20 protein-coding genes are annotated in these 21,411 nt (G+C 62.0%); 11 read left to right on the top strand and 9 right to left on the bottom strand.

Annotated features, from left to right (window positions below; all coding sequences use genetic code 11):
* Positions 1-113 precede the first annotated feature (113 nt).
* Together PspCFBP13509_RS12510 and PspCFBP13509_RS12515 are read right to left on the bottom strand one after the other, a co-directional pair.
* Positions 114-497 (bottom strand): YbaN family protein, encoded by a 384-nt coding sequence (locus tag PspCFBP13509_RS12510; RefSeq protein WP_065946837.1) that lies wholly within the window; start codon positions 495-497, stop codon positions 114-116.
* Positions 498-517: 20 nt separating this feature from the next.
* Positions 518-1,105, bottom strand: coding sequence for a UPF0149 family protein (locus PspCFBP13509_RS12515; protein WP_027603822.1), 588 nt, complete (start codon positions 1,103-1,105; stop codon positions 518-520).
* Positions 1,106-1,384: 279 nt separating this feature from the next.
* On the opposite strand from PspCFBP13509_RS12515, the gene recQ reads away from it, so the two are divergent.
* Positions 1,385-3,511, top strand: a complete 2,127-nt coding sequence (gene recQ, locus PspCFBP13509_RS12520) for a DNA helicase RecQ (RefSeq protein WP_137212120.1) — start codon at positions 1,385-1,387, stop codon at positions 3,509-3,511.
* A 121-nt stretch (positions 3,512-3,632) separates the two neighbouring features.
* The gene (locus PspCFBP13509_RS12525; RefSeq protein ID WP_065924937.1) at positions 3,633-4,067 is read left to right on the top strand and encodes a MarR family transcriptional regulator; all 435 of its coding nucleotides are present in this window, start codon (positions 3,633-3,635) and stop codon (positions 4,065-4,067) included.
* 207 nt (positions 4,068-4,274) lie between these two features.
* Here PspCFBP13509_RS12525 and PspCFBP13509_RS12535 read toward each other — a convergent pair whose 3' ends face one another.
* A complete protein-coding gene (locus tag PspCFBP13509_RS12535; protein ID WP_137212121.1) occupies positions 4,275-6,464 on the bottom strand; it encodes a patatin-like phospholipase family protein in 2,190 nt (729 codons plus the stop codon).
* An 84-nt stretch (positions 6,465-6,548) separates the two neighbouring features.
* Here PspCFBP13509_RS12535 and PspCFBP13509_RS12540 point away from each other — a divergent pair, with 84 nt between their 5' ends.
* Positions 6,549-6,836 carry a SelT/SelW/SelH family protein gene (locus PspCFBP13509_RS12540; protein WP_137212122.1) on the top strand — a complete coding sequence of 96 codons (288 nt, stop codon included), beginning with the start codon at positions 6,549-6,551 and terminating at the stop codon, positions 6,834-6,836.
* A gap of 41 nt (positions 6,837-6,877) precedes the next feature.
* Here PspCFBP13509_RS12540 and PspCFBP13509_RS12545 read toward each other — a convergent pair whose 3' ends face one another.
* From PspCFBP13509_RS12545 to PspCFBP13509_RS12555, 3 genes are all read right to left on the bottom strand, one after another.
* Positions 6,878-7,159: a hypothetical protein gene (locus PspCFBP13509_RS12545; RefSeq protein ID WP_027603827.1), complete on the bottom strand. Its 282-nt coding sequence runs from the start codon at positions 7,157-7,159 to the stop codon at positions 6,878-6,880.
* Positions 7,160-7,290: 131 nt separating this feature from the next.
* The gene (locus PspCFBP13509_RS12550; protein WP_065946835.1) at positions 7,291-8,175 is read right to left on the bottom strand and encodes a DMT family transporter; all 885 of its coding nucleotides are present in this window, start codon (positions 8,173-8,175) and stop codon (positions 7,291-7,293) included.
* Positions 8,176-8,274: 99 nt separating this feature from the next.
* Positions 8,275-9,024, bottom strand: a complete 750-nt coding sequence (locus PspCFBP13509_RS12555; RefSeq protein WP_137212123.1) for a helix-turn-helix transcriptional regulator — start codon at positions 9,022-9,024, stop codon at positions 8,275-8,277.
* Between the two features lie 137 nt (positions 9,025-9,161).
* Here PspCFBP13509_RS12555 and PspCFBP13509_RS12560 point away from each other — a divergent pair, with 137 nt between their 5' ends.
* The gene (locus PspCFBP13509_RS12560) at positions 9,162-9,971 is read left to right on the top strand and encodes a UDP-2,3-diacylglucosamine diphosphatase (RefSeq protein ID WP_065924942.1); all 810 of its coding nucleotides are present in this window, start codon (positions 9,162-9,164) and stop codon (positions 9,969-9,971) included.
* 136 nt (positions 9,972-10,107) lie between these two features.
* Here the strand turns inward: PspCFBP13509_RS12560 and PspCFBP13509_RS12565 are convergent, their stop codons facing one another.
* The 3 genes from PspCFBP13509_RS12565 to phhA all read right to left on the bottom strand — a co-directional run bounded on the left by PspCFBP13509_RS12565 (position 10,108) and on the right by phhA (position 12,554).
* Complete coding sequence (locus PspCFBP13509_RS12565; protein WP_065946833.1) at positions 10,108-11,301, bottom strand: amino acid aminotransferase; 1,194 nt, start codon at positions 11,299-11,301, stop codon at positions 10,108-10,110.
* Positions 11,301-11,657, bottom strand: a complete 357-nt coding sequence (locus PspCFBP13509_RS12570) for a 4a-hydroxytetrahydrobiopterin dehydratase (protein ID WP_010208721.1) — start codon at positions 11,655-11,657, stop codon at positions 11,301-11,303. Before PspCFBP13509_RS12570 ends, PspCFBP13509_RS12565 begins: the two co-directional genes overlap by 1 nt.
* Before the next feature lie 105 nt (positions 11,658-11,762).
* Complete coding sequence (phhA, locus tag PspCFBP13509_RS12575; protein ID WP_065924944.1) at positions 11,763-12,554, bottom strand: phenylalanine 4-monooxygenase; 792 nt, start codon at positions 12,552-12,554, stop codon at positions 11,763-11,765.
* A 257-nt stretch (positions 12,555-12,811) separates the two neighbouring features.
* On the opposite strand from phhA, the gene PspCFBP13509_RS12580 reads away from it, so the two are divergent.
* The 7 genes from PspCFBP13509_RS12580 to flgK all read left to right on the top strand — a co-directional run bounded on the left by PspCFBP13509_RS12580 (position 12,812) and on the right by flgK (position 21,402).
* A complete protein-coding gene (locus PspCFBP13509_RS12580) occupies positions 12,812-14,374 on the top strand; it encodes a sigma-54-dependent transcriptional regulator (RefSeq protein WP_074847412.1) in 1,563 nt (520 codons plus the stop codon).
* Positions 14,375-14,606: 232 nt separating this feature from the next.
* Positions 14,607-15,347, top strand: a complete 741-nt coding sequence (locus PspCFBP13509_RS12585; RefSeq protein ID WP_090400044.1) for a flagellar basal body rod protein FlgF — start codon at positions 14,607-14,609, stop codon at positions 15,345-15,347.
* Positions 15,348-15,419: 72 nt separating this feature from the next.
* Positions 15,420-16,205, top strand: coding sequence for a flagellar basal-body rod protein FlgG (flgG, locus tag PspCFBP13509_RS12590; protein WP_027603835.1), 786 nt, complete (start codon positions 15,420-15,422; stop codon positions 16,203-16,205).
* A gap of 53 nt (positions 16,206-16,258) precedes the next feature.
* The gene (flgH, locus tag PspCFBP13509_RS12595; protein WP_065924947.1) at positions 16,259-16,954 is read left to right on the top strand and encodes a flagellar basal body L-ring protein FlgH; all 696 of its coding nucleotides are present in this window, start codon (positions 16,259-16,261) and stop codon (positions 16,952-16,954) included.
* A gap of 27 nt (positions 16,955-16,981) precedes the next feature.
* Positions 16,982-18,070 carry a flagellar basal body P-ring protein FlgI gene (locus PspCFBP13509_RS12600; protein WP_033901075.1) on the top strand — a complete coding sequence of 363 codons (1,089 nt, stop codon included), beginning with the start codon at positions 16,982-16,984 and terminating at the stop codon, positions 18,068-18,070.
* A 4-nt stretch (positions 18,071-18,074) separates the two neighbouring features.
* The gene (gene flgJ, locus PspCFBP13509_RS12605) at positions 18,075-19,343 is read left to right on the top strand and encodes a flagellar assembly peptidoglycan hydrolase FlgJ (protein WP_065924948.1); all 1,269 of its coding nucleotides are present in this window, start codon (positions 18,075-18,077) and stop codon (positions 19,341-19,343) included.
* 10 nt (positions 19,344-19,353) lie between these two features.
* The gene (gene flgK / locus PspCFBP13509_RS12610) at positions 19,354-21,402 is read left to right on the top strand and encodes a flagellar hook-associated protein FlgK (RefSeq protein ID WP_065924949.1); all 2,049 of its coding nucleotides are present in this window, start codon (positions 19,354-19,356) and stop codon (positions 21,400-21,402) included.
* Positions 21,403-21,411 lie beyond the last annotated feature (9 nt).

Below are 21,411 nucleotides of genomic sequence, written 5' to 3' on the forward strand. Positions count from 1 at the left end.
TCCGAGCATGAGAACACCCAGGCATTCCAGGCCCGGTTGGACAGTCTCGCATGATGCCTGGGGTTAGTCAGTGTCGACCAAGGTCGTGTGGGATCTAATGTCGCAGGGGGCGCTCAGCGCGGTGGCAAGGTTTTCTGGCGCAGGATGTAGATTGTCACCAGCACGGCGCTGGTCAGCATGAAGCCACGTGCCCATGGCAACGGCACCAGGTAGCAGGAAAAACCGATACTCAGCCACATCAGGCCGATGGCGTAGAACTTGCCCTTGAGCGGGATGCCGTTGCCGTCCAGGTAGTCACGAATCCAGGGGCCCAGGCGCGGGTGTTCCACCAGCCACTGATAGAAACGCGGGGAGCTTCGAGCGAAGCAGGCGGCGGCGAGCAGGAGGAAGGGGGTGGTCGGCAATACCGGCAGGAAAATACCGATCACTCCCAACGCTACGCTCAGCCAGCCGATGGCCAGCAGCACGTAGCGCAGGAGCAGCGAGCGATTGCCCATGGGTGTCACGGGCAAGCGACTCAGTGGTGGCGTGGCTTGAGGATCGCCGGTTTTTCGTCAGGGGCGTTGCACAGCAGGTACAGGGCGGTCAGCGCTTCGGGGATCTGTACGATCATGTCGTCCATCAGGTTGGCGTCGGCGGCGATGTCGGAAAATTCAGCTTCTTCCTCAAACAGCCCCGAGCCGACCATGATCGGCAAAAGCATTTCGCTGACTTCTTCCTCGGCGGTTTCGAACCAGGCGGCTTCACGCAGGAACACACCTTCCATGAAGCCGATGCACCAGCCGCGCAGGTCGGAGTCGTCCGGCTCCTCGCCCAGGTCCAGCTCGCACGGCAACTCGAACTCTTCATCGGAGGCCAGTTGGCGAGAGATGTGGGCCTTGAGGGCCAGCAGGGTGGATTCGATTTCTTCGCGCTGGGCGGCGTCGGCGTAGTGCGGCTCTTCGGCGAACAGTGCGTCGATCCATTCACGGTCGGGAACGACCTCGGAGCAGATCGACAGGGCGGTCAGGTAGCCGTGGGCGGCCACGTAGTCCAGCGCCTCGTCATGCAGCTCATCGGCGTCGAGGAAGGCTTGCAGGCGGGTTAGTTGCTCAGCGAAGGACATTGAAGGACTACCTTGGGAATAAACGATGCTGAATTCTAGGCTTTCTTGCGCGCCCAAGCCAGTCGGCGTGCATATTTGCCAGGTTTTAGAGACGGGCTGCAATTCGTCAGCGGCGCCCTTTGCCGGATGACGCTCGGGTATACTGCCGCGTTTTGTGATGCCCCTGCAGGCCAAGCGCCAGGTCGAGAAAACTTCGCTTACGGATTATTTTCCGTGAGCCCGTATTTTTTCGACCAGCCTGTACAGAGGGATTTCGGCACTATTTTGTTGGAGTTATACATGCTCGATCAGGCTCAACGCGTCCTCAAGGACATCTTCGGCTACGACAGCTTTCGTGGCCGCCAGGGTGCGATCATTGAGCGCGTGGCCAAGGGCGGTGATGCCCTGGTCCTGATGCCTACCGGTGGTGGCAAGTCGTTGTGCTTCCAGGTGCCGGCGTTGTTGCGCAACGGGCTGGCAGTGGTGGTGTCGCCCCTGATCGCGTTGATGGACGACCAGGTTGCGACCCTGGAAGAACTTGGCGTCGCTGCCGCCGCCTTGAACTCCACCCTCAGTGCCGAGCAGCAACGCGACCTGGCCGCGCGGATCAAGCGCGGTGAAGTGAAGATGCTTTATCTGGCACCTGAGCGCCTGGTGCAGCCGCGCATGCTGGCGTTTTTGCAGAGCCTGGAAATTGCCCTGTTCGCCATCGACGAAGCCCACTGCGTATCGCAATGGGGGCATGATTTCCGCCGCGAATATTTGCAGCTCGGTCAACTGGCGGAGCTGTTCCCGGACGTCCCGCGCATCGCCCTGACCGCCACGGCCGACAAGCGCACCCGTGAAGAAATCGTCGAGCGCCTGCACCTGCAGAACGCCGAGCGGTTCCTGTCGAGTTTCGACCGGCCAAATATTTTCTACCGCATCGTACCCAAGGAGCAGCCGCGCAAGCAGTTGCTGGCATTCCTTTCCGAGCGACGCAGCGATGCGGGCATTGTCTATTGCCTGTCGCGCAAGAAGGTCGATGAAGTGGCCGCGTTCCTCTGCGAGCAGGGCTACCCGGCGCTGCCGTACCACGCCGGACTGCCCAACGAAACGCGCGCTGCCCACCAGAAGCGTTTTCTCAACGAGGAAGGCCTGATCATGGTGGCCACCATCGCGTTCGGCATGGGCATCGACAAATCCAACGTGCGCTTCGTGGCCCATATGGACCTGCCCAAGTCCCTCGAGGCCTATTACCAGGAGACCGGTCGTGCCGGCCGTGATGGCCTGCCGGCGGATGCCTGGATGGTCTACGGCCTGCAGGACGTGGTGATGCTCAAGCAGATGCTGCAGAACTCCGAAGGCGATGAGCGCCACAAGCGCCTGGAGCAGCACAAGCTCGACGCGATGCTCTCGTTGTGTGAAGAGACCCGCTGCCGCCGCCAGACCTTGCTGGCCTACTTCGACGAGGACATGCCGCAACCGTGCGGCCACTGCGATAACTGCATCGATGGGGTGCAGACCTGGGACGCCACCGAGCCCGCCCGCCAGGCGTTGTCGACGATCTATCGCACCGGCCAGCGTTATGGCGTCGGTCATCTGGTGGATGTATTGCTGGGCAAGGACAACGAAAAAGTACGCAGCTTCGGCCACGAGAAACTCTCGGTCTACGGCGTCGGCAAGGCCCGTGCCGAGGGCGAATGGCGTTCGTTGTTCCGACAGATGGTCGCGCGCGGTCTGGTGGACATCGATATCGAAGGGTATGGCGGCCTGCGCCTGAACGACAGCTGCCGGCCGTTGCTCAAGGGCGAGGTGAGCCTGGAGCTGCGCCGCGACCTAAAGCCGCAAACCACCGCCAAGACCAGCACCAGCCAGGCCAGCCAGCTTGTACGGGGCGAGGAGCGCGAACAGTGGGAAGCCCTGCGTACCCTGCGACGCAAACTGGCCCAGGAACACAGCGTGCCGCCGTACGTTATTTTTCCCGACTCCACGTTGCTGGAGATGCTGCGCGAGCAGCCCACCACCATGGCCGAAATGGCGCGGGTCAGCGGCGTCGGTGCGCGTAAGCTGGAGCGCTACGGCCAGGCGTTCCTCGAAGTGCTCGGTGGCCAGGCCGAAGCGCCGAAGGAAATCGCCGATATTCGCCATGAACTGATCAGCCTGGCCCGCGCCGGCATGACCCCGATCCAGATCGCCGGCCAGCTGCAATGCTCGGAGAAAAACGTCTACACCTTGCTGGCCGAATCCATCGGCAAGCAGCAGTTGTCCCTGGAGCAGGCCCTTGATTTGCCGGAGGATTTGCTCGGCGAGATCCAGGACGCATTCCTTGACGGAGAAGGCGAATTGCCACCGGTTGCGGAGATTGCACCGCTGTTTACCGGGCGTGTTCCTGAGGGGGTTTTGTACTGCGTGCGGGCCGCTTTGCAGTCTGAATTCGAAATTTAGTGTGCCAATTACGACAATGTAACGAATCAGTACATAGCAACTCTTGCCTAGTGACATGGCTCATGCTTAGCTGACTAATAATTAGCCATACTTTATTTTCAGTCTAAACCATGAGTTTTTTATGCCGTTAACCGATCAACACCGTTTTGGCATGCAACTGGCGCAAATGTCCCGAGGTTGGCGCGCCGAGCTCGACCGCCGTTTGGCCGGGCTGGGCCTGTCCCAGGCGCGCTGGCTGGTGCTGCTGCACCTGGCCCGTTTTGAAGAAGCTCCCACCCAGCGTGAGTTGGCGCAAAGCGTCGGTGTAGAAGGGCCGACCCTGGCCCGGTTGCTCGACAGCCTCGAAGGCCAGGGCCTGGTGCAACGCCAGGCCGTGGTGGAAGACCGTCGCGCCAAGCGCATCTTGCTATGTGACACCGCCAAGCCGTTGATCGAGCAGATCGAGACTATTGCCACGGCTTTGCGCCAGGAACTGTTTATGGGCGTTGACGAAGAAGATATGCGTGTCTGCATGCGGGTGCATGGGCACATTCTGGCGAACCTGGAAAAGTCCTGATCCCAGGTGAAGTGACGATCAAAATGTGGGGGACTTGCTGTGGTGAGCGGGCTTGCCCCGCGCTGGGCTGCGAAGCGGCCCCAATGAGCCCGCCGCGATTCTTCAGAAAAACCGCAGGGCCTGGTTTCAGGGCCGCTCCGCAGCCCAGCGCGGGGCAAGCCCGCTCACCACAATTAATAGCCGCTCCAACACGGGTGCAGCGTTGTATCAGAACGTCTGCCCCAGGTTCAGGTACACCGCCTTCTGATTATCATCGTTGAAGCCATAGCTGAAATTCAGCGGCCCCAGCGGTGTATCAAACCCGAGGAAAATACTCGCGGCGTTGATATAGCCGCTGTCGAATTCATTGTCGTTGTTCCATGCCCGGCCGCGTTCCAGGGACGCGCCCAGGTACAGCGGGAAATCCAGCGGCAGGTAGGAGCGCGGTGTCAGCCGGCGGTAGTACACCGCGCGCATCAAGCTGATGTTCTGCCCGGATATCGCATCCTGGCGGAAGCCCGACAACTGCCGCGCACCCCCCAGCAGGAAGCTGGAAATCACCACGTCCGAATCATCCAGGGTACGCCCGTAGCGCCCGCCCAGTACCAGGGTGTCCGGACCATGGCTCATGGCCTTGTCCAGCTTGAACTCCCATTGTCGATAGCGCTGGTCCGAGCCCAACCCCGGTTCGAATTCGCGAAACGCCAAGCCAATGTCCTCGCCGCTGTGGGGGAAGTACACGTTATCCAGGGAGTCGAATGAATACTTCAGTTCATAGAAGCCTTCGCTGAAGCTCACACTTGGCAGGTCGCGGTCGCCGATGCGCACATCCGCCTTGCCCCAGGCCTCGCCGACGCCGAAGCGGATCTCGCCGCTGTTGCCGATCTGCCGCCCCACGTTGAGGCCGAAGCCGTAGCGTTCCAGGCGGTATTCTGAGATGGGGTCGTTGTCCAGGATCAGCTCGACGTTCTGTGCCTGGGCGCTGATATACGGCGCGACAAAATAGCGCGAACCGGTATCCATCGGCTGGTAGAACTCGCTGTAAAGCTCCTGCCGATCACCGATCTGTACCCGCGTCAGCCACTCGGCGCCCAGGCGATTGATGCCGTTCATGCGGTAGCTGGCGCCGAGGTTGAAGGCGCTGTCGCCGCGCATGTCGTCCGACAGGTTCAGGCCCAGGCGCAGGTAGTCGGTGCCGCTGCGTTTGCCGCGCGCGCTGATCACCAGGGTGTTGTCCTGGCCCTTTTTCACCACGCGGTATTGCACCTGCTCGAAGTAATCCAGGCCATACAGGGTGCCCATGTCGGTCTGCAGGCGGCCAAGTTCCAGCGGTTGGCCCAACGGTTGGCGGATGTAGTAGCGGATCACGTCGTCGCTGACCTTCGAGTCGTTCTCCACCTTGATCGCGGTGATCACCGGGGTGCGTTCGCCCGGGGTACGCGCGGCTACCAGTTGCGGGTCGATCGGCTCGGCGGGGCGCAAATGGGCCAGGCGAACGTCAAGGGCGCGGGTGGCGCGGTAGCCGGCATCGATCATGTCCTTGGCGCGGCCGAAATCCGTCACGCCATAGGCGGCCAGGGGCGGCTGGATCAGTACGTCCTTGGGATGCAGGGCCTTGAGTTGTTCTTCGGAGTTGCGCCGGGTCATCAGGGTGATGGACTGGTTGAGCACGTCCACCACCGTTGCCAGTTGCTTGCGTGAACGCAACGGGGTGCCGATGTCGACCACGATGGCGATGTCCACGCCCATCTCACGCGCCACATCCAGTGGGATGTTATCGGTCATGCCGCCATCCACCAGCAGGCGGCCATCCAGCTCCACCGGCGCGAACACGGCCGGGATCGACATGCTGGCGCGGATCACCTGGGGCAGGTGGCCCTTGCTGAATACCACTTTCTCGCCGGTGGTGATGTCGGTGGCCACGGCGCGAAAGGGGATCGGCAGCTTGTCGAAATTACGCGTGTTGCTGGTGTGGGCGAACATGCTTTCCAGCAGCAGCGCCAGGTTCTGGCCCTGGATCACGCCAAGGGGCAGGCCGAGGCTGCCGTCATCGCGGAAGCTGAGCTTCTGCTTGACCAGGAAATCCCGGTCATCCTGCTTGCGTCGAAACGGCACGTCTTCCCGTGGCGGTGCGTCGGACAGCGCCTGTTGCCAGTCGATGCCCAGGGCCAGTTTTTCCAGCTCATCGATCTTGTAGCCCGACGCATACAGCCCGCCAATCACCGCGCCCATGCTGGTGCCGGCAATCGCGTCGATATGAATACCCTGTTCCTCCAGGGCCTTGAGCACGCCGATATGGGCCAGGCCTCGGGCGGCACCGCCGGACAACACCAGGCCGATTTTGGGGCCGGGCGTCTCAACGGCGTCGGCAAGAAGCGGGAGCAGGCACAGGAACAGGCAGGACAACAGGCGGCGCATCATGAATCTCGAGGCTGGGCGATAAAGGCCGGTATTATAGCCATCCGATCCACCGAGCCCGTTACGCCAGGAGCCTCTCAAATTATGTCGCTGAGCAAACCCGAGATTGTCATCACCTATTGCACCCAGTGCCAGTGGCTGCTGCGCGCCGCGTGGCTGGCGCAGGAGTTGTTGAGTACGTTTGCCGATGACCTCGGCCGGGTGGCGCTGGAACCGGCCACCGGCGGTGCGTTTCGGATCACCTGCGACGGTGTGCAGATCTGGGAGCGCAAGGTGGATGGTGGCTTCCCTGAAGCCAAGGTGCTCAAGCAGCGGGTGCGCGACCAGGTCGACCCACACCGCGACCTGGGCCACAACGACCGTACGCCATGAAGGTCACCGCCACATCAGGGCGGTGACCCCTCAGTGCGCCGCTATTTGGCGGCCATCTTGCTTTTGATGAAGCCCACGACCCAGGTCAGCACCAGGCCGCCCACGCCGCCGCCGACGATATTGCTGCCGACCGCCGCCACATCCAGCGCCTCGCCGCCCGATGTGCCGGTCAGCGCGGCCACGACCTGGCCCAGCACGAGCCCGCCGACACCCCCCAGCATGGTATTGAGCCCGGTGCCCAGGCTTTGTTTGGTCATGCCGGCCAAATTGCCACCGACGGCACCGCTGATGATCTGAACCAACAAGCTGATGAACATTTCCATGATGAAACCCCTGCATCGCGTTGATGGAGTGACCACTCGCGTGCAGCAACTGCAGAAAACACCATGGCTGTCGTCGAGGAGTCTTTATCCGTTGAACGACGGCTGACTGTTGCGGATGTTTAAAGTATAGATCAGGCCGTTGCAGCGGGCTGTCTGGCCTGGCTGGCGCTGCCCATCAGCCCGGAAAGCACGATGGCGACGATGATCAACGCGCCGCCCAGCAACATGCGCAGGGTCGGGGTTTCGGCAAACAGCAGCCAGGCCACGGTGATGCCGTAGACCGGCTCCATGGCGAACACCACCGAGGCGGTGCGCGCCTTGATCACCGCGAGGCTGGCAACAAACAGGCTGTGGGCCAGGCCGGTGCAGAACACCCCAAGCAGGCCGATCCACAACCAGTCCAGCGCGCGCACGTCCGCCAGCCCCGGCGCGGCCACGGGCAGCAGGCACACCGCGACCACCACGTTCTGGCACAGCGCTGCCTGCACGGCGGGAATCCGTCCGGAGCTGGCGCGGTTGTTCAGCGACAACAATGAGAACAGCAAACCCGAGACAATCCCCCAAAGCAGGCCGCCCGTGGCTTCGCTGGCGAGATTGAAGTCCGGCGTCACCAGCACCAGGCCAACGGTGACCAAGGCCACCAGCACGATTTCATTGGCGCGGATACGCTCGCGGAAGATCAGCCCTTCGAGGATCACGGTAAACGCCGGGAATGCGGTGAACCCCAGCGTGGCGACGGCTACGCCGGCGACCTTGACGGCAATGAAGAACGTCACCCAATGCGCCGCCAGCAACACGCCGCTGACCAGCAGGCGGCGCCAGTCCTGCAGCGCCAGGGTTTTCCAGGGGGCGTTGCTGGCGAAGCGTGCAAACACTGCCAGGGCAATCACGGCAAACGCGGCGCGCCCGAAGACGATGATGGCCGGGGAGGCGGCCGCCAGCTTGCCGAATACGCCGGTGAGGCCAAACATCAGTGCGCCGATATGCAGGGCGCCGAGGGCTGAGCGGGGAGTCATTGCGATCCTTGAACCAACGGGAGTGACAGGTTCGCAGTCTAGAGGGTGCCGGTGTGTGCGTCTGTCGTGGGACTCGCGATTTTTAGCGCAAGGCTCGCCCTATGTGGCGCGCCGCAACGCGCCGGGAGAGGCGCCGAATTCGCGCAGCATAGCGGCGGCAAAGGCACTTTGTGAGGTGTAGCCAACCCGCACGGCGATTTCACCGACGGGCAGCGGCGTCTCGCGCAGCAGGTTCAGGGCCAGTTGCAGGCGCCGGCTGCGGATGTAATCCATGGGCGTCTGCCCGCATTCGGCGATGAAGCGCGCATGCAGGCGCGCCACCGATAGGCCGGCGATACGCGCCAGGTCGGCGACCTGCAACGGATGGGCGACGTGTCGCTCGATATGCGCATTGAATGCCGCATACGGCAGGCGGCGGCCCGGCAGTTGCGGGGCCTGCGGATGATTGAGGCTGGCCAGCAACAGCACCGCACCCTGTTGGACGATCAATGGATCATCCACGGGGCTGTGCGCCAGCCATTGCACCAGTTGGTGCTGCCGGGAATCCAGGGCCACGCGTGCCGGTTGATCGAGCAGGCGGCGGCTGGCGTCGGCGTGTTCGCCCAGGGATTGCAGGAGCCAATGCTCCGTGGGCACATCCAGCACCAGGCAACGGCTGCCATCGCGACTGCCACAGGCGTGGTGGGCGGAGAAGGGCAGCACCATCACGCTGCTTTCGCGCACCTGGCTGCCACGGCCGTCGACTTCCAGGTCCAGGTGGCCGGACAGGCCGAACACCAACTGCGCATGGTCATGGCTGTGGGCGATGGGCGCTTCGAGGTAGTGGCGTAGCGTGAGCGACGGTCTCATCGCGGTCTCCTGGGCGGCAGGGCGCCAGTCTACAACGCTTCGCGGCCGGCGGGCGCTGTCATCGGACTGACGCACGACTGTCATGGGCTATTAATCGCCAGGGCGCAAGCTCGCGAAAACAGCGTCGAGGGATGCCCATGACCAGTGCCGAGTTCACCAAGCCCAGCCGCAAGCAGCGGGTTCGTACCCTGTGGATTTCCGACGTGCACCTGGGCACCCGGGATTGCCAGGCCGAACACCTATCGCAGTTCCTCAAGGGCTACCACGCCGATAAGGTCTACCTGGTGGGCGATATCATCGACGGCTGGAAAATGCGCGGCGGCATGTATTGGCCCCAGGCCCATACCAACGTGATCCGTCGCCTGCTGACCATGGCCAAGCGCGGTACCGAGGTGATCTACGTCACCGGCAACCACGACGAGTTCCTGCGCCGCTACTCCAAGCTGATCCTGGGCAATATCCAGTTGGTGGATGAGGCGGTGCACGTGACGGCCGACGGTCGCCATCTGCTGGTGATCCACGGCGACCAGTTCGATGTGATCACCCGCTATCACCGTTGGCTGGCGTTCCTGGGCGACTCGGCCTACGAGTTCACACTCACCTTGAACCGCTGGTTGAACCACTGGCGCGCCCGCTACGGCTATGGCTACTGGTCTTTGTCGGCGTACCTGAAACACAAGGTCAAAACCGCCGTGAGCTTTATCAGCGATTTTGAAGAGGCCATCGCCCACGAAGTGACCCGGCGCGAGTTGCATGGCGTGGTGTGCGGGCATATCCACCATGCGGAGATTCGCAAGGTGGGCGAGGTGGATTACCTCAACTGCGGGGATTGGGTGGAGTCGTGCACGGCGTTGATCGAGCACTGGGACGGGAGCATCGAGTTGTATCGGTTGGCGGATGCCCAGGCGAAAGAAGCGCAGTTGAAAGCTGAGATGATCACAAACTGAAGGCCAACCACAGTCCAACTGTAGGAGCGAGCTTGCTCGCGAAAAACGTCAACGATAACGCGTGCAGCCTGAATAGGCGCGGTGCTTATGAGTTCTTCGCGAGCAAGCTCGCTCCTACGATTGGTTTTGTGTTTCTTCAGTGGGAGACGTCGGCGATGGCTTCGGCCAGAAGTGTCAGGCGTGTCGCATCGATCCCCGCCACGTTGGCCCGTCCCGAACTGACCATGTATACGCTGTGCTTCTCGCGCAGTTGCTTGACCTGCTCGGCACTCAAGCCGGTGTAGGAAAACATCCCGCGTTGCGCCCCGATGTGCGCAAACCGCTCCGATAAACCGTGGGGCGCCAACGCCTCCACCAGTCCTGAACGCAACTGCGCGATTCGCGCACGCATGGCTTCGACTTCCTCGCTCCACTGCTTTTTCAGCTCGGCATCCCCCAGGATGGTCGCGACCACCGCCGCACCATGGTCCGGCGGCGTCGACCACAGGTTGCGCGCGGTATTCGCCAGTTGGCTGCGTACATCCTTCAGCTTCTCGGCATCCGCCGCGCACACGATCAACGCGCCGACACGGTCGCGGTACAGGCCGAAGTTCTTCGAGCAGGAGCTGGTGACCAGTACTTCCGGCAGTTCAGCCGCAAACAAGCGCACCGCCCAGGCGTCCTGCTCCAGGCCGTCGCCAAAGCCCTGGTAGGCGAAGTCGATCAGTGGCAGCAACTGGCGCTCACGCACGATGTGCAGTACCTGGCGCCAGTCATCCTGGGACAGGTCGAAGCCGGTCGGGTTATGGCAGCAGGCGTGCAGCAAGACCACGTCGCCCTTGGGCACGGTGGAGAGGGTTGCCAGCATCGCCGCCACATCCAGGCGGTTATCCGCGCCCACGTAGGGGTAATGGCTGACCCTGAGCCCGGCCTTGGCAAAGATGGTTTCGTGGATCGGCCAGGTCGGGTCGCTCAACCACACGCCACGGCCGGGCAGGTTGTGGGCGATAAAGTCGGCGCTCAGGCGCAGGGCGCCGGTGCCGCCTGGGGTCTGGGTCGCGCCGGCACGGTGTTCGCGCAGTAGGGCGGAGTCGGCGCCCAGCACCAGTTCGCTGATCAGTGTGCCGAAGGCTGCATCACCGTGGCCGCCGATATAGGTCTTGGTGGCCTGGGTGTCGACCAGGCGCTGTTCGGCGCGCTTCACCGAAGCGGGAATCGGCGTCAGGCCCTGGTCGTCCTTATAAACGCCCACGCCGAGGTCGAACTTGTGCGGGTTGGCGTCCTGGGCATACAGGTCCATCAAGCCGAGGATCGGGTCGCCGGGCACGCGGCCTATGGCATCGAAATGCATTACTTGCGGCCCTCGGCGTCCTTGGCCACTTCGTCGGTGCGCGCGGCCATGATGAAGTCGTTGCGGTGCAGGCCCTTGATGGAGTGGCTCCACCAGGTCACGGTGACCTTGCCCCACTCGGTGAGCAGGCCTGGGTGATGGCCTTCGGCTTCGGAGATTTCACCCATGGCGTTGGTAAAGGCCAGGGCGAACTTGAAGTTCTTGAACAGGAAAACCTTTTCCAGCTGCATCACGCCGTCGCGCACTTCGATGTTCCAGTCGGGGATCTGCTTGAGCAGCACCGGCAGTTCTTCATCGCTGACTTGCGGGGCATCGGCGCGGCAGGCTTCGCAGTGGGCTTGGTTCAAGGTGGTCATGTGGTGGTGTCCTGAATTCGAGTGTTTAAAAACGGTCGTCAGTGGCGTCACCCTAAAGCAACGCGGGGCCAGGGAACAGACTCACCTGGCCTTAAAAGCTGAGGCTCACGCGGCTTTGGGCTTGGGTGGGAACTTCGGCGCGTGCAAGCCCAACTGCATACCGTGCTCGACCATGCCCATGATGTCTTCCTGCGCCACTTCGAACAGGCGCTTGAGGTTGGGCAATACGAAATACAGCGGTTGCAGGATGTCGATGCGATACGGGGTGCGCATCGCTTCCAGCGGGTCGAAGGCTTGATGTTCAGGCTGGTCGGACAGGCAGTACACGCTTTCCTTGGGCGACGACAAAATCCCGCCACCGTAGATACGCCGGCCGTCGGGGGTATCCACCAGGCCGAACTCGATGGTCATCCAGTACAGGCGCGCCAGGTATACCCGTTGCTCCTTGCTGGCCGCCAGGCCGAGCTTGCCGTAGGTGTGGGTGAACTCGGCAAACCACGGGTTGGTCAGCAGCGGGCAGTGGCCAAAGATCTCGTGGAAAATATCCGGCTCTTGCAGGTAATCCAGTTCTTCGCGGGTACGAATAAAGGTCGCCACCGGAAACTGCTTGTTGGCGAGTAATTCGAAGAAGGTCTGGAAGGGGATCAGCGCCGGCACGCGAGCGACTTGCCAGCCGGTGGTCGCGGCCAGCACCTGGTTGATTTCACCCAGTTGCGGGATGCGATCCAAGGGCAGGCCGAGCTTGTCGATGCCGTCCAGGTACTCTTGGCACGCGCGGCCCTCGATCACTTTCAACTGGCGGGTGATCAGGGTGTTCCACACCGCGTGTTCTTCCGGCGGGTAGTGGATAAAACCTTGCGCATCGGGCTCGCGGGCCACGTAGTGCGTCTGCTTCATACGGCTCTCCTGCTAGGCATTCGTTCTTGTTATGTCCTGGAATGAGCCTATTGATACGCCGTGCGGGGCAAGATTCCATCGGCTTCAAAAGCGCTCATGTAGGAAAATTTACCGATTTTCGTAAAGTATTCGTTACGCTTGCTTGGCTCAATACGGTATTGGGCTGGGAAAAGCCCCCAAGCTGTCACATAATCTTGACGACTATCTGCGCCCAGCGAAAAAAAGACGCGGCGCCTACCCACTTTTCGAGCCTTTTCATGCGTATCAAAGTGCACTGCCAGAACCGCATCGGCATCCTGCGGGACATCCTCAACCTGTTGGTGGAGTACGGCGTCAACGTCGCCAAGGGTGAGGTGGGTGGCGAGCATGGCAACGCCATTTACCTGTTCTGCCCAAACCTGGTGAACATGCAATTCCAGGCGCTGCGCCCGCAGTTCGAGGCGATTGCCGGGGTGTTTGGCGTTAAACGGGTAGGGCTGATGCCCAGTGAGCGTCGACATATGGAGCTCAATGCGCTGCTCGGTGCGCTTGAGTTTCCGGTGCTGTCCATCGACATGGGCGGCTCCATCGTTGCCGCCAACCGTGCGGCCGCGCAGTTGCTCGGGGTACGGGTGGACGAGGTGCCGGGCATTCCGCTGTCGCGCTACGCCGAGGATTTCGACTTGCCGGAACTGGTGCGCGCGAGTAAATCGCGGATCAATGGCCTGCGGGTCAAGGTCAAGGGTGACGTGTTCCTGGCGGATATCGCACCGCTGCAATCCTCCGAACATGACGACAGCGAAGCCATGGCCGGTGCCGTGTTGACCCTGCACCGTGCCGACCGTGTGGGTGAGCGTATCTACAATGTGCGCAAACAGGAGCTGCGCGGTTTCGACAGTATTTTCCAAAGCTCCAAGGTCATGGCCGCCGTGGTGCGTGAAGCCCGGCGCATGGCGCCGTTGGATGCGCCTCTATTAATAGAAGGCGAAACCGGCACCGGCAAAGAGTTGTTGGCACGCGCTTGCCACCTGGCCAGCCCGCGCGGGCAATCGCCGTTGATGGCGCTGAACTGCGCCGGGCTGCCCGAGTCGATGGCCGAGACCGAATTGTTCGGCTACGGCCCCGGCGCTTTTGAAGGCGCGCGGGCCGAAGGCAAGCTCGGGCTGCTGGAGCTGACGTCAGGCGGTACGTTGTTTCTCGATGGTGTCGGGGAAATGAGCGCGCGCTTGCAGGTGAAATTGCTGCGCTTCCTGCAGGACGGCTGCTTTCGGCGCGTGGGCAGTGACGAAGAGGTGTACCTGGATGTGCGGGTGATCTGCGCCACCCAGGTGGACCTGTCCGAACTCTGCGCCCGTGGCGAATTCCGCCAGGACCTCTATCACCGCCTCAACGTGCTGTCCTTGCATATCCCGCCCCTGCGCGAATGCCTCGACGGCCTTGCTCCCCTGGTCGAGCACTTTCTCGACCAGGCCAGCCGGCAGATTGGCTGCCCGCTGCCCAGGCTGGCGCCTGCCGCCATGGACAAGCTCAGCCACTACCACTGGCCGGGGAATGTGCGGCAGCTGGAAAACGTGCTGTTCCAGGCGGTATCGCTGTGTGACGGCGGGACGGTCAAGGTCGAACACATCCGCCTGCCGGACTACGGCGTGCGCCAACCCCTTGGCGACTTTTCCCTGGAGGGCGGTTTGGAGGCGATCGTCGGACGCTTCGAGAAGGCGGTGCTGGAGAGCCTGTATGCCGAGCATCCCAGCAGCCGGCAGTTGGGGAAACGCCTGGGGGTGTCACACACCACCATCGCCAATAAGTTGCGTGATTACGAAATCCTCAAGGCGGACAAATAACCAACTGCCCCTCCCGCATTGGTTCTCTGTCACCCGTAAGACGGGTACTTGCCGTAAGCGGCATAAGTCCGCCGTTTTTTCGACTATCTCCAGTCCTTCAAATCCTGCTGCTTGCCCGCAAACCCCAGTCCCGCCTGGACTTTCCCCTGTTTTTAAAAGTTGGTTCGCAAATTGCTTAAGCCTCATCAGTACAGCGGTGGGCGGCAAGCCTGCGTCAGAAAGAGGAAAGAGCGTGGACAAGTACCTTTATGTGGCAATGACCGGCGCCAGCCAGAATGCACTGGCGCAGAAGGCCCATGCCAACAACTTGGCGAACATTTCCACCAACGGTTTTCAACGTGACCTGGAACAGGCGCGTTCGATGCCGGTGTTCGGTGACAGCTTTCCGGCGCGTGCGTTTGCCATGACCGAACGTCCCGCTACCGACTTCAGCCCTGGCGCCATGATCGAGACCGGTCGCGACCTGGATGTGGCGGTGAACGGCAATGGCTGGATGGCGGTGCAAACCCCGGATGGCGGTGAAGCCTACGTGCGCAGTGCCAGCATGAACGTCGATGCGCTGGGTGTACTGCGCGCCGGCAACGGCATGCCGATCATGGGCAACGGTGGCCCGATCGCCGTGCCGCCGCAGCAGAAAATCGAAGTGGGCGCCGATGGCACCATCAGCATCCGCGCCATGGGCGAAGGCCCGCGGGTGATGGCTGAAGTGGACCGCATCAAGCTGGTCCAGCCCGACCTCAAGAATATGAATAAAGGCCTGGATGGCACCATCCATACCAAGGATGGCCAGCCGGCCGTCGCCGATGCGAACGTCACGCTGACCTCGGGTTTCCTGCAGGCGAGCAACGTCAACGCGGTTGAAGAAATGACCGCGGTCCTGGCGCTTTCCAAGCAGTTCGAGTTGCACATCAAGATGATGAACAGCGCCAAGGAAGACGACCAGGCCATGACCCGCGTAATGGCGATGAGCTGATAGCCGCGTTATTGACCGACTACTAATTTTTGCAGCGCAGCGCCAACAAACAGGCGCACGAAGGAGAACAGCATGCTTCCGGCTCTATGGGTTGCCAAAACAGGCCTGTCCGCCCAGGACACCAACCTGACCACCATTTCCAACAACTTGGCCAACGTGTCGACCACGGGTTTCAAACGTGACCGCGCCGAGTTCCAGGACTTGCTCTACCAGATCAAACGCCAGCCAGGCGCCCAGTCGACCCAGGACAGCGAATTGCCGTCGGGCCTGCAACTGGGTACCGGTGTGAAGATCGTCGGCACCCAGAAGAACTTCAACGCCGGTAACCTGCAGCAGACCGGGCAGCCGCTGGACATGGCCATCAACGGTAAAGGGTTCTTCCAGATCCTGCAGCCGGATGGGACCACTTCCTACACCCGTGACGGTACCTTCCACCTGGACTCCAATGGCCAGATCGTGACGGCCAACGGTTTCGCCCTGGAACCGGCTATCGTCGTGCCGAACAACGCCCAGACCTTCACCGTCGGCAACGACGGCACCGTGTCGATCACCGTGGCCGGTAACCCGGCGTCGCAAGTGATCGGCAACCTGCAAACCGCCGACTTCATCAACCCGGCCGGCCTGCAGGCGATGGGTAACAACCTGTTCCTGGAAACCGCTTCCAGCGGCGCGCCGCAAATCGGCACCCCTGGCCTGAACGGTTTCGGCACCACGCTGCAAAGCACCCTGGAAACCTCCAACGTCAGCACCGTTGAAGAGATGGTCAACATGATCACCACTCAACGCGCCTACGAGATGAACTCCAAGGTGATTTCCACCGCCGACCAGATGCTTTCGTTCGTAACGCAGAATCTGTAATCAAGTCTATGGGGCGCTCCTGAGAGCACCTGCAACACCGTGAGGTAAGGGTCATGAATCGCTATGTTTCCGTTCTGGCATTGAGTGGGATTGCCGTGCTCGCGGGCTGTGTCGCCCCGACGCCAAAACCCAATGACCCGTACTACGCGCCGGTGTTGCCGCGCACCCCACTGCCGGCGGCGGCCAACAACGGTTCGATCTACCAGGCCGGTTTCGAACAGAACCTGTACAGCGACCGCAAGGCGTTCCGGGTCGGTGACATCATCACCATCACCCTAAACGAACGCACCCAGGCCAGCAAGAATGCCAACTCCCAGGTGGGCAAGAACAGCACCGCCAGCCTTGGTTTGAGTTCTCTGTTTGGCGCCGTGCCCAACGTCAATAACCCGTTGAGCGACGGTGACCTGACCTTGAACGCCGGCTACAGCGGCAGCCGCGCTACCGACGGCAAGAGTGCGGCGGGGCAGGGCAACAGCCTGACCGGCTCGATCACCGTGACGGTCGCTGACGTATTGCCCAACGGCATCATTGCCGTGCGCGGCGAGAAGTGGATGACCCTCAACACTGGTGACGAATTGGTGCGCATAGCCGGTATGGTCCGCGCCGATGATATTTCCACGGACAACACCGTGCCTTCCACGCGGATTGCCGATGCACGCATTACCTATTCCGGTACCGGTGCTTTTGCTGATGCGAGTCAGCCCGGTTGGCTCGACCGTTTCTTCCTCAGCCCGCTGTTCCCTTTCTAGGTGACTACTTTGAAATTCAAACAGCTGATGGCGGCCGCACTGTTGCTGAGCCTGAGCGCAGTCGCCCAGGCCGAACGCCTGAAAGACATCGCCAGCATCTCCGGCGTGCGTTCCAACCAGTTGATCGGCTACGGCCTGGTGGTGGGGCTCAACGGAACGGGTGACCAGACCACCCAGACCCCGTTCACCCTGCAAACCTTCAACAACATGCTCTCGCAGTTCGGCATCAAGGTGCCGGCGGGTTCGGGCAACGTGCAGTTGAAGAACGTCGCGGCGGTGTCGATCAGTGCCGACTTGCCGGCGTTTTCCAAGCCGGGCCAGGTGGTCGACATCACTGTGTCGTCCATCGGTAACTCCAAAAGCCTGCGTGGCGGCACCCTGCTGATGACGCCGCTGAAAGGTATCGACGGCAACGTCTACGCCATCGCCCAGGGCAACCTGGTGGTGGGCGGGTTTGACGCTGAAGGTCGCGACGGTTCGAAGATCACTGTCAACGTGCCGTCGGCCGGGCGTATCCCGGGTGGCGCCACGGTTGAACGCACCGTGCCGAGCGGTTTCAACCAGGGCAACAGCCTGACCCTGAACCTCAACCGTTCGGACTTCACCACCGCCAAGCGTGTAGTCGACAAGATCAACGACATGCTCGGCCCTGGCGTGGCCCAGGCCATCGACGGCGGCTCGATCCGCGTCACCGCGCCGCTGGACCCCAGCCAGCGTGTGGACTACCTGTCGATCCTGGAAAACCTCGAAGTCGATCCGGGCCAGGCGGTGGCCAAGGTCATCATCAATTCGCGCACCGGTACCATCGTGATCGGCCAGAACGTCAAGGTCTCGCCGGCGGCGGTGACCCACGGCAGCCTGACCGTGACCATCACCGAAGACCCGATCGTCAGCCAGCCTGGGCCGTTGTCCAATGGCCAGACGGCGGTGGTGCCACGCTCGCGAGTGAATGCCCAGCAAGAAGCCAAGCCGATGTTCAAGTTCGGCCCCGGCACGACGCTGGATGAGATTGTGCGTGCGGTGAACCAGGTGGGCGCAGCGCCAGGCGACTTGATGGCGATCCTCGAAGCGTTGAAGCAGGCCGGCGCGTTGCAAGCCGACCTGATCGTGATTTAAGGCCATGGCCATGGACATGCGTAACAGCGGCCTGACCAGCACGGCGGATTCGGGTTCGTATTCCGACTTGAATCGCCTGAACCAACTGAAGGTCGGCGACAAGAACAGCGAAGGCAACATGCGCAAGGTGGCGCAGGAGTTCGAGTCGCTGTTCTTGAGCGAGATGCTCAAGTCCATGCGCTCGGCCACCGAGGCCCTGGGCAAGGACAACCCGATGAACACCCCGGCCGCCAAGCAGTACCAGGAAATGTACGACCAGCAACTGGCGGTGTCGATGTCCCGCGAAGGCGGCGGTATCGGCCTGGCCGATGTGCTGATGCGCCAGATGCAGAAGAACAAGCCGGTGGACGCCCAGGCGGCCACCTTGCAGGGCCCGGCGGCGGCCGAGGCGGTCAAGAAAGTCGATGTGCCGACGCAAATTGCCGCCGGTACCCAGGCCGAGGGCCCGCTGGGGCGTTCCAATGGCCAGCGTCCACTGTGGGCCTATCGCGTGGCGGAGCCCCAGGCGGGCGCTGCAGCGGCCCATAGCAATGACATCGCACTGATGAACCAGCGCCGTATCGCCTTGCCGAGCAAGCTCACCGATCGCCTGCTCGCCGGTATCGTGCCGAGCACCGACACCACCACCGTTGCCCAGGCGGCGCCGTTGCGTAACAGCGCGGCCGCCGACAATGTGGTCAACAGCACGGCGCGCACGTTTGCCGTGCCGAGCGGGCGCATGCAGGTCTACGGCCGCGCCGTGGCCCAGCCGCCATTGGCACCGGTGAAGAAGGCGTTCAGCTCCCAGGATGAGTTTGTCGCGACCATGTTGCCGATGGCCAAGGCGGCGGCCGCGCGTATCGGTGTCGATCCGAAGTACCTGGTGGCCCAGGCCGCCCTGGAAACCGGTTGGGGCAAGTCGGTGATGCGCGCCGAGGATGGCAGCAGCAGCCACAACCTGTTCGGCATCAAGGCCGGCCAGAGCTGGCAGGGCGGCCAGGCCCGTGCAATCACCAGCGAGTTTCGTGATGGGGCGATGGTCAAGGAAACGGCGCAGTTCCGGTCCTACGATTCTTACCAGGACAGCTTCCATGACCTCGTGACATTGCTGCAAAGCAATGATCGCTATAAAGATGTTGTGAAATCGGCCGACAACCCGGAACAGTTTGTACGCGAGTTGCAAAAAGCCGGGTACGCCACGGACCCGGCCTACGCCAGCAAGATTTCGCAGATCGCAAAAACCATGAACAGTTACCAGAATTACGCTGCCGCGGGCGCGACCACTCATTTATAAGGTCTGAACCATGAGTTTGCTCAATATCGGGATGTCGGGGCTTAACGCCGCTCAAGGATCGTTGTCGGTCTTGAGTAACAACATCGCCAACGCCAATACCGCGGGTTATTCGCGTCAGCAGACCACCCAGAGCGCAAATGCGTCGAACCAGTATGGCGGCGTGTTCATCGGCAGCGGCACCACCCTGGCCGACGTGCGCCGGGTGTACAACGAATACCTGGACACCGCCTACCAGAACAGCACCTCGCTCAACAGCGATGCCAAGGCTTACCTTGATCAGGTCAGTGCCGTCGACAAGACCCTGTCGGACAAGACCACCGGCATGTCCGCCGTACTCAGTTCATTCTTCGCTGCTGTGCAGACCGCCTCGGCGAACCCCAACGATACCTCGGCCCGCCAGATCCTGCTCACGAACGCCCAGACGCTGAGCAACCGGTTCAACTCCATTTCCAGCCAGTTGAGCCAGCAGAAAGAGACCATTAACAGCCAGTTGTCCTCGATGAGCGATCAGGTCAACCAACTGACTTCGTCGATTGCCTCTCTCAACAAGCAGATCGCCCAGGTGCAGGGTTCGTCGAACACCACCCCGGCCAACCTGCTGGACTCGCGCGCCGAAGCCGTGCGTTCGCTCAATGAGCTGATCGGTGTGACCGCCACTGAGAAGAACGGCGTGTTCAGTGTCAGCACCGGTAGCGGCCAGTCCCTGGTGCTGGGTGATAAGTCCAACACCATTTCCGCCGTACCGAGCAAGAGCGACACCAGCCAGTACACGATCCAGCTCAATGCGGCCGGCGGTACGACGATGGACCTGGGCAACGTGATCAGCGGCGGTAGCATCGGCGGCCTGTTGCGCTATCGCAGCGACGCGTTGATTCCTGCGATCAATGATCTGGGGCGCATCGCGATTGCCACCGCCGATACGGTCAACAGCCAGTTGGGCCAGGGCCTGGACCTCAATGGCGAGTTCGGCGCCTCGATGTTCACCGACATCAACAACGCAGCCTCGGTTGCCCTGCGTAGCCTGGCTGCCCAAGGCAACCTGGGCGACGGTGCCCTGGGCGTGACGATCAAGGACAGCACTCAGCTGACCAACTTCGATTACAAGGTCAGCTTCAACGACGGCACCGACCTCAACAAGGTCACGGTACTGCGTTCCGACGGCAAGGCCATGGGCACCTATGACCTCAGTGCCACGCCGCCTCCGGTCATCGATGGCTTCACCCTGGCGGTCAAGAGCGGTACAGTGCAGGCCGGTGACAGCTTCAAGGTCAGCCCCACCGCCAACGGCGCCAAGGAAATCGGCACGGTCCTCAGCGACCCCAGCAAGATTGCCTTTGCCGCGCCGTTGCAGGGCGAGGCCAGCAAGACCAACCAGGGCACCGGCACCTTCACGCCGCCGACGCTCACCGTGCCCCTGGACATACAGGGTGGTGCCGATACGGCACAACTGCGTACCGGCATCGAATACTCGATGCCGGTGAAGATGGTTTTCGGTAAACCGGCGGCCGATGGCACCCAGCCTTATACGCTGAGTAACGCCCAGGGTGATCCCATCGGTTCCGGCACCATCATTCCGGGACAGGCCAATAAGATCAGCATCAGCGTGCCGATGCGTGATGCCAGCGGTGCCTTGGTGTCGCCAGCCAAGAACTTCAGTTTCGACACCACGGTGGGCGGTTCGCCGGCCAACGGCGACGGCACCTCGTTCTCGTTCAATGCCACCGGCAAGTCCGACAATCGCAACGCCCAGGCACTGCTCGACCTGCAGACCAAGGCAACCGTGGGCCTGGCGGCCGATGGCAGCGGCGGTACCAGCCTGGTGGGCGCCAACAGCAAGCTGGTCTCCACCGTGGGCGCCAAGGCCGCTTCGGCCGGCACTGACAACACCGCTACCGGTGCGCTGCTGGCCGCCAACAAGAACGCGCGCAACTCCGTATCCCAGGTGAACCTGGATGAAGAGGCGGGCGACATGATCAAGTTCCAGCAGTACTACACGGCGTCGTCGCAGATCATCAAGGCTGCGCAAGAAACCTTCAGCACGCTGATCAATAGTCTTTAAGGGAGTCTG

It is taken from the genome of Pseudomonas sp. CFBP13509 (assembly GCF_005233485.1).
GTDB classification, from domain to species: Bacteria; Pseudomonadota; Gammaproteobacteria; order Pseudomonadales; family Pseudomonadaceae; genus Aquipseudomonas; species Aquipseudomonas marginalis.